Source organism: Pseudomonas cremoris, from assembly GCF_014230465.1.
In genome coordinates, this window is record NZ_JAAXCY010000002.1 from 215,118 (window position 1) to 228,240 (window position 13,123).

The 13,123-nt window shown below is 60.8% G+C and carries 13 protein-coding genes; 5 read left to right on the plus strand and 8 right to left on the minus strand.

From position 1 onward, the window contains the following. Nucleotide 1: 1 nt before the first annotated feature. Nucleotides 2–892 carry a LysR family transcriptional regulator gene (locus HF257_RS04525; RefSeq protein WP_185705044.1) on the minus strand — a complete coding sequence of 297 codons (891 nt, stop codon included), beginning with the start codon at nucleotides 890–892 and terminating at the stop codon, nucleotides 2–4. Nucleotides 893–995: 103 nt separating this feature from the next. Between HF257_RS04525 and HF257_RS04530 the strand changes: the two genes are divergently transcribed. Genes HF257_RS04530 through HF257_RS04545 form a run of 4 tightly spaced genes read left to right on the plus strand, consistent with a single transcriptional unit; the run spans nucleotide 996 to nucleotide 4,372 of the window. Continuing rightward, nucleotides 996–1,331 carry a DMT family transporter gene (locus tag HF257_RS04530; protein ID WP_185705042.1) on the plus strand — a complete coding sequence of 112 codons (336 nt, stop codon included), beginning with the start codon at nucleotides 996–998 and terminating at the stop codon, nucleotides 1,329–1,331. Nucleotides 1,332–1,386: 55 nt separating this feature from the next. Then, nucleotides 1,387–2,562 (plus strand): NAD(P)/FAD-dependent oxidoreductase, encoded by a 1,176-nt coding sequence (locus tag HF257_RS04535; RefSeq protein ID WP_185705040.1) that lies wholly within the window; start codon nucleotides 1,387–1,389, stop codon nucleotides 2,560–2,562. Beyond that, complete coding sequence (locus HF257_RS04540; RefSeq protein WP_185705038.1) at nucleotides 2,559–3,371, plus strand: aldo/keto reductase; 813 nt, start codon at nucleotides 2,559–2,561, stop codon at nucleotides 3,369–3,371. The genes HF257_RS04535 and HF257_RS04540 overlap by 4 nt, the downstream gene beginning before the upstream one ends. Nucleotides 3,372–3,412: 41 nt before the next feature. Then, the gene (locus tag HF257_RS04545) at nucleotides 3,413–4,372 is read left to right on the plus strand and encodes a metal ABC transporter ATPase (protein WP_185705036.1); all 960 of its coding nucleotides are present in this window, start codon (nucleotides 3,413–3,415) and stop codon (nucleotides 4,370–4,372) included. Between the two features lie 44 nt (nucleotides 4,373–4,416). Here the strand turns inward: HF257_RS04545 and HF257_RS04550 are convergent, their stop codons facing one another. The 6 genes from HF257_RS04550 to HF257_RS04575 form a co-directional block, all read right to left on the minus strand. Further along, entirely contained in the window at nucleotides 4,417–5,343 is a 927-nt protein-coding gene (locus HF257_RS04550) for an NAD-dependent epimerase/dehydratase family protein (protein ID WP_185705034.1), read from the minus strand. Beyond that, entirely contained in the window at nucleotides 5,336–6,760 is a 1,425-nt protein-coding gene (gene hldE / locus HF257_RS04555) for a bifunctional D-glycero-beta-D-manno-heptose-7-phosphate kinase/D-glycero-beta-D-manno-heptose 1-phosphate adenylyltransferase HldE (RefSeq protein WP_185705032.1), read from the minus strand. The genes HF257_RS04550 and hldE overlap by 8 nt, the downstream gene beginning before the upstream one ends. A gap of 103 nt (nucleotides 6,761–6,863) precedes the next feature. Beyond that, nucleotides 6,864–7,472 (minus strand): adenylyl-sulfate kinase, encoded by a 609-nt coding sequence (cysC, locus tag HF257_RS04560; protein WP_185705030.1) that lies wholly within the window; start codon nucleotides 7,470–7,472, stop codon nucleotides 6,864–6,866. Continuing rightward, on the minus strand, nucleotides 7,465–8,169 hold the full coding sequence (locus HF257_RS04565; RefSeq protein ID WP_185705028.1) for a sulfotransferase family 2 domain-containing protein: 705 nt from the start codon (nucleotides 8,167–8,169) through the stop codon (nucleotides 7,465–7,467). The genes cysC and HF257_RS04565 overlap by 8 nt, the downstream gene beginning before the upstream one ends. Nucleotides 8,170–8,321: 152 nt before the next feature. Beyond that, on the minus strand, nucleotides 8,322–10,130 hold the full coding sequence (gene msbA / locus HF257_RS04570; protein ID WP_185705026.1) for a lipid A export permease/ATP-binding protein MsbA: 1,809 nt from the start codon (nucleotides 10,128–10,130) through the stop codon (nucleotides 8,322–8,324). 8 nt (nucleotides 10,131–10,138) lie between these two features. Continuing rightward, nucleotides 10,139–11,317 (minus strand): O-antigen ligase family protein, encoded by a 1,179-nt coding sequence (locus HF257_RS04575; protein WP_185705024.1) that lies wholly within the window; start codon nucleotides 11,315–11,317, stop codon nucleotides 10,139–10,141. 148 nt (nucleotides 11,318–11,465) lie between these two features. Here HF257_RS04575 and HF257_RS04580 point away from each other — a divergent pair, with 148 nt between their 5' ends. Next, nucleotides 11,466–12,032: a BUD32 family EKC/KEOPS complex subunit gene (locus HF257_RS04580; RefSeq protein ID WP_185705022.1), complete on the plus strand. Its 567-nt coding sequence runs from the start codon at nucleotides 11,466–11,468 to the stop codon at nucleotides 12,030–12,032. Here HF257_RS04580 and HF257_RS04585 read toward each other — a convergent pair. Next, nucleotides 12,021–13,106: a glycosyltransferase gene (locus tag HF257_RS04585; RefSeq protein WP_185705020.1), complete on the minus strand. Its 1,086-nt coding sequence runs from the start codon at nucleotides 13,104–13,106 to the stop codon at nucleotides 12,021–12,023. The genes HF257_RS04580 and HF257_RS04585 overlap by 12 nt on opposite strands. Between the last annotated feature and the right edge of the window lie 17 nt (nucleotides 13,107–13,123).

Below are 13,123 nucleotides of genomic sequence, written 5' to 3' on the forward strand. Positions count from 1 at the left end.
TTCAGTCAATCGCGCGCAAGCACTCGGCAAAACGTTCGGCCAGGAAGCGCGCAGCCGGGCCCAGATGCTCGTCGCGCCGCCAAACCAGCTCCACCACCAGGGCCGGAGGGGTCCACTCGCTGTCCAGTTCGATCATTTGTTGTTGGTAAGTCGGGTACTGCACGATATGCCGGGGAAGCCAGGCCCAGCCCAGGCCACTCATCAGCCATTCGGCCAACACGTAGAAACTGTCGGCACGCCACACCAAGGGGCTGGCGGCTTCGCTGCCGGGGTAGACACTGGTCTGGGTCGACATCAACAACTGGCGAAACTGCGCCAAGCGTTTGCAGTCCACATATGTCTCCTTGGCCAGCGGGTGATTCACCCCGCACACCGTGACCATTTCCACACTGCCGACCACCCGTCGCTCAAGGGCTTCGGGGATCTGGTCGTGATAGAACAACAGCCCCAGATCGGCCTTGCGCTCCACCAGCTTGCGCGCCACATCGCCCTGGGCGGCGCTGGAAAGCTGTACTTCCAGATGGGGAAATTGACCAGCAAGCGCTTCAAGGCTGTCGAGCACCGGCTGGAACAGCATGGCTTCATCTTGGGCCAGGCGCAGGCAGGCTTCTTCGCCGCGAGTCAGTGACAAGGCCCGGCCATTAAGCCGCTCACACTGGCGCAACACCTCACGCGCCTCCTCCAGCAGCACGCTGCCGGCTTCGGTCAGGCGCGGCTGACGGCCGCTGCTACGCTCAAACAGGCTCAGGCCCAGGTCAGCTTCCAGCAAGGCAATGCCAGTGCTGACCGCCGACTGCGCCTTGCGCTGTTCCCGCGCTACCGCCGAAAACGAACGCTGCTCAGCGACGCTGACAAATAGGCGCATCTGCTCCAGATTCCACTGCACGCTCATGGTTCAACCCATCTTCAATCCAGATAGGTAATGACTTTATCCCATCTTCTGAAGCGTTAGAATGGCGACCTTATTAAGCACGACCCACACCGAGGATTACCCCATGAATGCCGCCTACCTCTATCTGGCCATTGCCATCTGCTCGGAAGTGATCGCGACCGTCTCCATGAAAGCCATCAAGGGCTGGAGCACGCCGATCCCGCTGTTGCTGGTGATCGTCGGGTATGCCACGGCCTTTTGGATGCTGACCCTGGTGGTGCGCACCATTCCCGTAGGCGTGGCGTATGCGGTGTGGGCCGGGATGGGGATCGTGATGGTCAGCATCGCCGCGCTGTTTATCTACGGGCAGAAGCTCGACACTCCGGCGATCATGGGCATGGGCCTGATCGTGCTGGGCGTCGTGGTGATTCAACTGTTCTCGAAAACCGCCGGGCACTGACCGCCACTCAACAGCCTGTATACTGCGCCTCTTGTCTTGAACACTGAGGTCGCCCATGCCATCCGTTATTTCCACCGACGTCCTGATTGTCGGCGCCGGGGTTGCTGGCCTTTGGCTGAACGCGCGCTTGCGTCGCCAGGGGTTTTCCACGGTACTGGTGGAAAACGCCACCTTGGGCGGCGGGCAAAGCGTGAAGTCCCAGGGGATCATTCACGGCGGGGCGAAGTACGCCCTGCATGGCGCCCTCACCGGCGCATCCGAAGCCATTGCCGACATGCCGCGCCGCTGGCGTGAAGCGTTGGCGGGCACCGGAGAACTGGACCTGGCCGGCGTGCGCGTATTGTCCCAAGCCCATTACCTGTGGTCGCCCGGCACCCTCGCCGGCAACCTCACCAGCTTCTTTGCGAGCAAGGCCGTGCGCGGTCGCGTCGACCAGGTCAAGGGCGATGACCTGCCCCCTGCCCTGCAAGACCGGCGCTTCAAGGGCAAGGTCTATCGGCTGGCGGAACTGGTGGTGGACGTGCCCAGCGTGATCGAACGCCTCGCACAACTGGCTGGCGACGGCCTGCTTGCCGGTCAGCGCATCGAACCGCTGCTGGAAGGCAACAAGCTAGTGGGCTTGAAGGCGGATGGCCGCGAGATCCGCGCCCAACGCATTGTGCTGAGCGCCGGGGGTGGCACCGCCGATTTGCTCAGCGACCTGGGCCTGAGCAAGCCGGCCATGCAAAAACGCCCGCTGCACATGATCATCGCCAAGGGCCCCGGCCTTAAACCGCTGTACGCACACTGCCTGGGCGGCGGTACCAAACCACGTATCACCGTCACCACCCATCCGGCCGCCGATGGCAATTGGGTGTGGTACATGGGTGGCGACATTGCCGAGGCTGATGGCGTGGCACGCACGCCAGCAGAACAGATCGCCACTGCGCAGAAAGAGTTGGCGCAGTTGCTGCCATGGATCGACATGAGCCAGACCCAATGGGCCACCCTGCGCGTGGACCGCGCCGAGCCCCTGCAATCGGGCCTGACGCGTCCCGACAATGCCTTCGTCTTTGAAGAAGGCCGCCTATTGGTGGGATGGCCTACCAAACTGGCCTTGGCACCGGATTTCGCCGATCGCGTGATCAACAGCCTGGAACGTGACGGCATTCGCCCAAGCGTCGCCGAGCCGTTGCCGGAGCTGCCAAAACCCGCCATTGGCGTACCGGCCTGGGAGCAATTGCTTCCATGAGCCTGCCAACCTTGCACGACCTACATCGCCCCCTGGGCAGCACTGGCCTGTTGGTATCACCGCTGGGCCTCGGCACCGTCAAACTGGGCCGTGATCAGGGGGTTAAATACCCCAATGGCTTCCAGATTCCCGATGATGACGCCGCACGCATGCTGTTGCGCCAGGCTCGCGAGCTGGGCATCAACCTGATCGACACTGCGCCGGCCTATGGCATGAGTGAAGAACGCCTGGGGCCGCTGCTGCGCGACCAACGCAAGGATTGGGTGATCGTCAGCAAAGTGGGCGAAGAGTTCGAGAATGGCGTGTCCAGCCACGATTTCAGCGCCGCCCATACCCGGATGTCGATTGAACGCAGCTTGAAACGACTTGAAACTGATTTTATCGATCTGGTGCTGGTGCACTCCGACGGCAACGACCTGCACATCCTCAACGACTGCGAGGTCTACCAGACCCTGGCGGCATTGAAACAGGAAGGCAAAATCCGTGGCTTCGGCTTCTCCGGCAAAACCGTCGAAGGCGGCGTGAAGGCTCTAGAACAGGGCGATTGCGCGATGGTGACCTACAATTTGAACGAACAGGCCGAGAAAGCCGTCATTGACTATGCAGCGGCGAACGGCAAGGGCATCCTAGTGAAAAAGGCGCTGGCCAGTGGCCACGTTTGCCTGGAGCCCGGGGTGGATCCAATACACGCCAGTTTCATGTTGTTGTTTGCGCAAACAGGTGTCGCCAGTGCTATTGTCGGGACCATTAATCCGCTGCACCTGGCCCACAACGTGGCGACTGCTGCCAAGGTCATTCGTCAACTCTGATGCCGCCGACGCGGCCGACCCCGTCGCAAGAAGGAGCCGACATGCCGCGAACGCTCATAAGAAAAAACCCCAGTAACTTTAAAACACTGCCGCTGCACGTCGAAGCCACCCCCGAAGGCCTGAGTTACCAGAGCGTCGGCATGCCGCTCAACTTTGCCCAGACCCTGCAACGGCGCAAGCCGGTGGAGGTGGCCGACCCCGAGCGTTTCGCACTGGAGTTGGCGAACCTGGGCGTGTCGGTACGACTGACCCTGCATTGGCAAAACAAGGATTACTGGGTGCTGGTGCGCCAACGTCGCCAGGACCGTGGCGACGTAGTGCTCAAGCTGATCTCCGGCTACGTCCCCGCCCACGAACTGAACCTGCCACTGCACACCGCCATCCAGGAAATCGCCGAAGAATGCCTGCTGGAGACGCCTGAGGGCTGGCTCAGCGGGCGCTTCAACGACACTTGGCTGCCCGCGCCCTATTCCGCCGCGTTGCATTACCGCGAAGCCCTGCCATTTCGCCTGAGCCCGCTGTCCGGCGCCGCGCGCCCGGTGCGTTGCGCCACCACTCAATTGATCGAGCGCCCACGGGCCTACGTGCACCTGCCCACGGCGTCGTTGCAGTTGATCTATGACCTGCGCCTGGAGGTGCCCAAGGAAGCCAAATCCTTGAGCCTGTTCCATGTGGACGAGCGCCTGGAAGGCGACCAACTGGTCGCGCGCCTGGACCGCCAGCGTCCGGACCTGTACCTGATGCCACTTAAGGACGGCCAACCGCTGGCTGAGCTGTACACCGTCAAGAAAGACCAACTGTACCCAGCCAGCACACGGGGTTTGTACCTGGCGGAAAGCTTCGCCCAACAGGAAGGCTGGCTGGTGCGTGAGGAGCGGATTCGCTGGAAGGATTGGCTGCGCCAGCAAGGCTTGGCGGAGCCGGAGAAAGAGTCGAAATTGAAGCGCCTGGCACAGCGGGTGCTGCGCAAGATCGTGCCGAAGAAAAAAGCCAGTCGCTAAAACCAATGTGGAAGCTGGCTTGCCTGCTCCCACATTCGATTGCATCAACCCTTGAGCAAGCGCTCCAGGCCGACCTTTAGAGGTGTCGGCTCGGGCAACGTGAAACTTGCCAACAGCCGCTGGTTATTCGCCCGCGAATGCTTGATGTCTCCCGAACGTGGCGGGCCGTAAGTCACGGTGGGCAAGCTGCCGACCGCTTCTTCCAGCGCCTGCAATACCTGCTTGAGGGTAGTCGTGCGGTTCCAGCCCACGTTGATCGCCCCCAAAGGCGCTTCTTGCGCTTCGATGGCCTGCACCAACACCTTCACCAAGTCCTCCACATACATGAAGTCTCGGGTTTGCTCGCCATCGCCAAACACGGTGATCGGCAGGCCCTGTTGCGCACGCTCGCTGAAGATACTGATCACGCCGGAGTACGGCGATGACGGATCCTGGCGCGGGCCAAATATATTGAAGAAGCGGAAAATCACCGGCTCCAGGCCATGCTGGCGGCGGTAGAAATCAAAGTAGTGCTCACCGGCCAACTTGTCGGACGCATAGGGCGTCAACGGTGCCTTGGTGGTCGCTTCATCAATCGAAGCGCCTTCACCGTTGTTGCCGTACACCGCCGCGCTGGAGGCGTACACCACGCGCTTGACGCCGGCTTTGCGCATGGCTTCGCAGAGGTTCAAGGTGCCAATGAAGTTGCTCTGGTGCGTGCTGACCGGATCGTCCACCGAAGCCTGCACCGACGCCACCGCGGCCAAGTGCACGACCGCGGTCATACCCACGGCAGCACGCGCCACCCGCTCGGCATCGGCCACGTCACCTTCCAGCAACTCGACGCGAGGATTGTCCAACGGCAGGTTGCTGCGCTTGCCGGTGGAAAGATTATCCAGCACCCGCACTTCATAACCCAAGGCGAGCAACGCATCCACCAGGTGCGAGCCGATAAAGCCCGCACCACCGGTGATGAGCACCCGCTTAGTCATTACCGCGGATCTTCTCGACAATTGCCGTGGTCGAGCTGTTTTCAACCAGCCCCAGCACTTTGACCTTGCCGCCATAGGCGCTGACGATATCGGCACCGACCACTTGGTCGACGGAATAGTCACCGCCCTTGACCAGTACGTCCGGCTTGACCTGGGCCAGCAGGTTTTCCGGGGTCGCTTCAGGGAAGCTGATCACCCAGTCCACCGCGCCCAGGCCTGCCAGCACCGCCATGCGTCGGTCGACGCTGTTGATCGGACGACCCGGCCCTTTCAGGCGGCTGACCGACGCATCGTCGTTGACCGCAACGATCAGGCGATCGCCTTGGGCGCGCGCTTGCTCCAGGTAGGTCACGTGACCGGCGTGCAGAATGTCGAAGCAGCCGTTGGTGAACACAATGCTTTCGTTGTGGGCACGCGCATCGTCAATGGCCAGCAACAATTGTTCGATGGTCAGTACACCGCGCTCCGAGCCTTCGGAACGCTGGATAGCCCGGCGCAATTCAGGCGCGCTGATCGCAGCGGTACCCAACTTGCCGACCACGATACCCGCCGCCAAATTGGCCAGGGCCACGGCGTGGGGCAGCTCTTCGCCGGCCGCAATCGAGGCGGCCAGGGTGGAGATTACGGTATCACCGGCACCGGTGACGTCGAACACTTCACGGGCCCGCGCTGGCAGGTGCATCGCCGGGTGGCCGGGACGCAGCAGGGTCATGCCGTGCTCGCCACGGGTTACCAGCAAGGCGCCAAGGTCGAGATCGGCCATCAGTGCCGCGCCCTTGCTCACCAGTTCATGCTCGTCGGCGCAACCGCCAACGATGGCTTCGAACTCACTGAGGTTCGGGGTGATCAGGCTGGCTCCGCGATAAATCGAGAAGTCCTTGCCCTTGGGATCGGCCAGCACAGGAATACCCTTGGCCTTGGCGGCCTGGATCAACACCTGGTGGTTCCTCAAGGCGCCTTTGCCGTAGTCGGACAAGACCAGCACCTTGATGCCTTCGAGCAGCTCGTCGACCTGGCCACTGAGGGCCAGGGCGTCGGTGGCGAAGGGTTCTTCGAAATCGATACGCAGCAATTGCTGGTGACGGCTCATGACCCGCAGCTTGACGATGGTCGGCTGATGGGCGATGCGCTGGAACAGCGCGCGCACACCAGCACCGCGCAGGCTGTTGGCCAGGCTGTCGGCGGCTTCGTCGTCGCCGGTCACACCCACCAGGGAAGCCGGGGCGCCGAGCGCGGCAATGTTAAGGGCAACGTTGGCAGCGCCACCTGGACGGTCTTCGATTTGCTCGACCTTGACTACCGGTACCGGTGCCTCAGGGGAAATCCGTGAGGTACCGCCATGCCAGTAACGGTCGAGCATGACATCGCCGACCACCAAGACAGGGGCTTGATCGAATCGCGGCATGGACAACTTCATGGAGCAACCCACATACAAAATGAACAGGGGCGCGATATTAGCACAGGGTGAGCGCCGCCTAGTTCGAGAGCTTTATCTGTAAAGCATCGGGCGGCGCAACTGATCATTTTTTAAACAAGGTCGCCAGAATATGCTCCACGGCGTCGGCCAGTTCGACCTCGTCAGTGTTGACCTCGCAGTCGGCCTTGATCGGCGCCTCATAGGGGCTGTCCAGGCCGGTAAACGCTTTGATGCGCCCTTCCAGTGCCAAGCGGTACAGGCCCTTGGGGTCGCGCCGTGCGCACACCTCGAACGGCGTGCTGATGTAGACCTCGTGGAATTGCCCCGGTCCGAACAATGCCTTGGCGGTCGCCCGGTCGGCGCTGAACGGCGAGATGGCCGAGACGATCACGATCAGCCCCGCATCCACCATCAGCCGTGCGACTTCGCCAATACGCCGGATATTTTCCTTGCGCGCGGCATCGGTCATGCCCAGGTCATTGCACAAACCAGTGCGCAAATTATCGCCGTCGAGCACAAAGGTGTGACGCCCCTGCTCGTTAAGTTGCACCTCCAGGGCATTGGCCAGTGTCGACTTGCCGGACCCGGACAACCCAGTTAGCCACAGGCAGCAAGGTTGCTGGTGCTTGAGCGCCGCCCGTGCAGCCACCGACAACGACAAGGCAAAAGGACGGATGGAAGCAGACCCCAAGGAAAGCGACTGACTATTCATAACCCAGGACCTCGTAGTCACGTTGATAGGCACGCCTGACCAGACGGCGCGTACGCAGGGTGCAAAAATCCCTGACCGGCTCGTTGCGACGCGCCAGGGAAACATTCAAATGTGGCAGGGAGCCGTCCACGCCAAGGCGCTCGCACAGGTGTTGGAAGTCCTGTTGCAAGGACTCCTGGCGCCCAAGGAAATCCATGGCCATCTGGCCCATGTGATCGACCAGGAAGTCGGTCTGGGGTGCGAAGTGCAATTGGCGGCGCAGGTTGTCCGGGTGCAGCCAACCTGCAACAAAATGGTCGAAATCACGGTAATGGGAAACCAGCGCCTGGGCTTGCAGGTCGCGCTCGCCCATGCGGTTGTTGCGCAAGTAGGTGTACGCCGAATAGGCACGCTCAAGCGGATCACGCACGAAGGCAAACTTGAAACTGCGTGCGCAGTGCTCGGGGAATTGTTGCTGGTACCAGTAGTACGGCAGGTGCCCCGGCCAGCGCCCGTCCATCAACACCGAACACACGCTGCTGCCGGCGCATTTGGGCACGTGGATAAACACGCATTTGTGCCGCTCGAAAGCCGCGGGAAGTGTGGTGACTGCCGACAGGGATTTGTTCACCGCCTGCCGATCCACCACCGACAAACGCCCCAGCAGGAACACCCTCTGATGTTTGGGAAGCAGTTTCCAGAACAGACGTTGCAACATTCCATTACCCACGCAAGAAGGTTAACCCTCTCGTTCGTCATTCGAATCGAGAAGGCCAACATAACAAACGATAGGCAGCGAACTATTTAGCTTTGGTCAAGGCTGTAAGGGTTTGGATACAAAAAACGGGGCGCATTGCGCGCCCCGTCTTGTCAGGTGATGTTGGCCGTTGCCGGCTCGTCCAGCCCCATGGCGTGCAGGCGGGAGTAGTAGCCTCCCATGGCCAGCAGTTCGACATGCGTACCACGCTCGACAATTTCGCCGTGATCCATCACCAGAATCAGGTCGGCTTTCTCGATGGTGGACAGTCGGTGCGCGATGACCAGGGTAGTCCGGCCCTTCATGACCTTGTCCAAGGCCGCCTGGATATGCCGCTCGGACTCGGTGTCCAGCGCCGACGTCGCTTCGTCCAGGATCAGCAACGGGGCATTTTTCAGCAGTGCCCGTGCGATCGCCAAGCGTTGGCGCTGCCCGCCAGACAGCAGCACGCCGTTTTCACCGACCTCTGTGTCCAGACCGTTAGGCAGCTCGGAAATGAAGTCCATCGCGTAAGCGTCCGTGGCCGCTTTTTCGACGTCTGCACGCGGCGCATCGGCCAGGTCGCCATAGGCGATGTTGTTGGCAACGGTGTCGTTGAACAATGTTACGTGCTGGGTTACCTGGGCCACGTGCCGACGCAGGTTGCGCAGGCGGTAGTCTTCGATTTCCACTTCATCAAGCAGAATCTCGCCGTGCTCGTGGTGATAGAACCGTGGGATCAGCGCGGCCAGGGTGGACTTGCCACTGCCCGAACGCCCGACCAACGCCACCATCTGACCCGGTGCGGCCGTGAAGCTGATGTTCTTGAGCACTTCACGGTCAGTGCCGGGGTAGGTGAAGCTCAGGTTACGTACGTCCAAGCGGCCGTTAACCCGGTCTTTCTCCACGGTGCCGGTGTCTACTTCCGGCTCGACATCCAGTTGCTCGAAGATGCTCTCGGCACCGGCGACGCCCTTCTGGATAGTCGAACTGACTTCCGACAACTGCCGAATCGGCTTGGGCAGCAAGCCCGCTGCGGTGATGTAGGCCACCAGGTCGCCGGCGGTTGCATCGCCACGCAGGAACAGCACCAGGAACATCAGCGCCGCCATCGCGGTGTAGATCACCAGTTGCAGCATGGGGGTGTAGACCGCGCCGGTCTTGGTCATGCGCATCTGTTTTTCGGTGTTGCTCATGCTCGCCTTGGCAAAGCGCTGTTCTTCGTAGGTTTCCCCGCCGAAACTGCGCACCACGCGGTAGCCCTGGATCGTTTCAGAGGCTACGTGGGTCACGTCGCCCATCGCCACCTGGATTTTCTTGCTCTGCTTGCGAAACTTCTTGCTGGTGCTGCCGACCATCATGGCAATCACCGGCAGGATCGCCAGCATCACCAGGGTCAGCTTCCAGTTCATCCACAGCAGGTAGCCGAACAGGAACACCACCGTCAGCCCTTCGCGGATCACCACCTTGATCGCATCCGTGGCGGCGCCGGTGACCATGGTCACGTTGAAGGTGATACGGGAGATCAGGTGCCCTGAGCTATGGGTGTCGAAATAGCGGTTGGGCAGCACCAGCAACTTGTTGAACAACTGCACCCGCAAATCGTGGACCAACCCCAGGGAGACCTTGGCCAGGTAGTAGTTACCCAGGAACGAGCCCAGCCCCTGCCACGCCGCGATCAGTACGATCAGCAGCGGCACGGCCATCAGCAGTTTCAAGTCCTTGAGGTACGGGACATTGGGGAAAAACACCACGTCCGGGTTGCTCAAGCCATCCACGAAGTATTTGAGAATCCCGGCCAGCATGGGCTGGGTGGACGCGAAAATCACGAAACCGATGATGCTCACCAGGAACATGCCGATATACGGTTTCACATAGCCCAGCAGCCTGAAATAGATTTTCAGGCTGGATTCCTGTTCCGCTTTAGGCGGTGCGTCACTCATTGTTGAGCTCACTGATTAGGTAGGGCGGCAACTTTATCACAAGCGCCAGGTTTGGCCCGAGCCCAGACCAACACACTGGCCAGCGCAATCGGTAGCCACGAGATGAACCACTCGGCCCGTGGGGTGCCCGTCAGGCTGGCCGCGTCGAACTGCATGGCCAGGAACGAAAACACCCACATGCCGATGATGCCCTTGCCGTAGAGCGTGTCGCGGGCTTTCCAGGCTTGCCACAGTACGCCGAACCACAACCCGCACCAAAGCAGCAGACCCGGCAGGCCGAGCTCGATACCGACATGGGTAAACAGGTTATGGGAGTGATCAAAATAAAGATCATCGGCAAATACCCGGTAGTCACCGCCCAATCCCAGGCCGGTCCACGGATGCTCGGAAATCATCTGCACAGCGGCCATGAAGATCTGCGGCCGGTAGGAAACACCCCGAGCCAACATCAGCGACTCCATGGCAAAGAACACCGCCAACGCAGCAACGACTGCTCCAATGGCAGTTACCACGGTGCGCCGGTCACGACACCAGAGCGGCATTGCCACGATAGTCAGCAACAACGCAAGGGCTGCACCCCGGCTTTGGCTCAATACCACGAAAAGCCCAAGGAAACCGACGGACAGCACCCATGCCGCTTGCATCCAACGGCCACGTGGCAGCCAGTGCAGCAGCCAGACAGCCGCCAGGCCAATCACGTAGGCACCGAGAATCGGATGCCCCAACTGGCCCAACCCGCCCAGGCGGGCGTACCAGGCATTATGCTCAAGACCGTAGAACTTGATCATTGCCAACAGCGACGACAAGGCCAGCCCAAAGCCGCCCCATTGCAGTACGCGAATCACGCGCTCGCTGTGACCACAAGCGAACACCGGGAAAAACAGCAGGAACATGCCGATATACAGCAGGCGCTTGGCCTCCCGCGATGGGTCTTCGGCATTGGTCCACAACAAACTGATTACGCCCCAGGTGGCGAGCAGGCCGATCATCAGGCAAATCCAGCGTTGCTCGCGCCAGACTTCCTTGAAGCGCTCACGGGCCGACCAGGCAAACACCACTGCCGGCAACCAGAAAAACAGCATCAAGCCCTGCTGGTAAATCTTGTTGGTTGGCGCAAAGGCAATTGCCAGCAAAAACCAAAGTAACCCAAAAATCATCCATACCTGTGCCCAACGACTTGCCTGCATCACCCGCTCCTGAATACGCCCAACCCGCCAACCCGGCATGGTTAAAACTTAAAACTTTCGGCATTATTGCCGATCACTGTGCCCGCGACTCCTACAAGGCTTTCCGACGATGCAATGTTCAAGGCTTCCCCAAGCCGATTTAACCGCAATGATTGAAGGTGCCCGAATCCTGGAGAAGGACAGCTACGGCCCCAAAGTCTACCTGCTGACCGACGGGAATATCCTTAAACTGTTTCGACGCAAACGCCTGCTTTCGTCAGCGCTGTTTCGCCCCTACTCCAAGCGGTTCATCGACAATGCAGTCGAGCTGCAAAAACGTGGCATCCCCACCCTGACCGTACTCGCGTTCTACCAGCTCGCGGCTCCCGGCATGACAGCCGTGCTGTATCGCCCCCTGCCAGGTGAAACCCTGCGTCAGATTTCCAACCAGGAAGGCTTTGACTGGCAATCGAACCTTGGCCCGTTGGTGGCCCTTATCCGCCGCCTGCATGGCGCCGGTATCTACTTCCGGTCCTTGCACCTGGGCAATATTGTCGTGACACCCGACAATGAACTGGGGTTGATCGACGTCGCCGACATGCGTTTTCTTCGCGCGCCCCTGAACCCTGGGCTCGCTCGGCGCAACCTGCAGCATTTCGCCCGCTATATTGCGCGCGAGAAGCTGAACGAACGCTTTCCAATGCAAGCGCTGGAACAAGCCCTCTTACCGGGCTGAAAGCAGTCGGCACGCCGTTGCGGTGAAGTCCTGCCAGGCCTGCTCCGGCGCAAGGGCCTGCAATTGAGCCGCCACGGCCGCTTGCGGCCCAGCGGTAAAGGCGCGCTCCATCAGGCGCGTCCAAGCGTCTACATCCTCAACCTCTGCGTACCAGCCAGCGTCAGCCAACTGCTCGCGAAAAACCGGTAACTCGCTGGTCAATACCGGAACACCGGCCATCACCGCCTCTTGCAACACCAGCCCCAACCCCTCCGATGACGAAGGAATCGCCACCCAATCGAACGCACGGTACAAGCATGCCGCTTGCGCCAGGTGCCCGGGCAGGAGGACTTTTTCACGCAAGCCAAGATGCTCGACCTGCGCCTCAAGGGCCTCCCGTGCGGCGCCCTCGCCAATAATCACCAAGCGCGCACCCGGTCGTTGCGCCGACACACTGGCGAACGCGTCCAGCAAACAGGCGAACCCCTTGCTGTCCACCAGCCGGCCAACGGCGCCCAACACCGGTTCACTGTCCAGCGACAGGCCAAGCTGCGCGCGCGCCTGGTCACGGGGAAGCGTGGCCGTGCGAAAAGCCTCAGGGTCGAAAGCGCTGCGCAGCACCGCCACAGGGCGCTGCAAATCGCGCTGCAACGAAGCGGCCAGGGTCTGCGACACGGCCGCCACCGTCAGTCGAGATTCTGAAAACTGCCCGAACAGTTTTTGATCGGCAGGCCGCAGGCGCGTCACACCATGGAACAGCACCACTGCACGCACGTGGGGCAACATCTTGAGCACCGGCAACAGCACCCGCGCAACGCCGATACCATCGAGCAGCACAACCTTCACATCCTCAGGCAACGCCTGTCGGAAACGTGCATGCATGCGCGGGATCAGCAACTTCCAGAAGTGTCGCCCTTTGAGTTGAGCGGATGAGTAATTCCACTCGACAGCCGCCTCGCCCGCTTGCGCACCGCCCTGCAGCAACCAGGTATGAATCGGTGCATCACAGTCGACACTGGCAAGCACCTGCTCATGAACTTTCTGCACGGAGGAAAATGCAGAGCCACCGGCCCACATAATGTTGAGGATGCTCATTGAATGATAAGGACCTT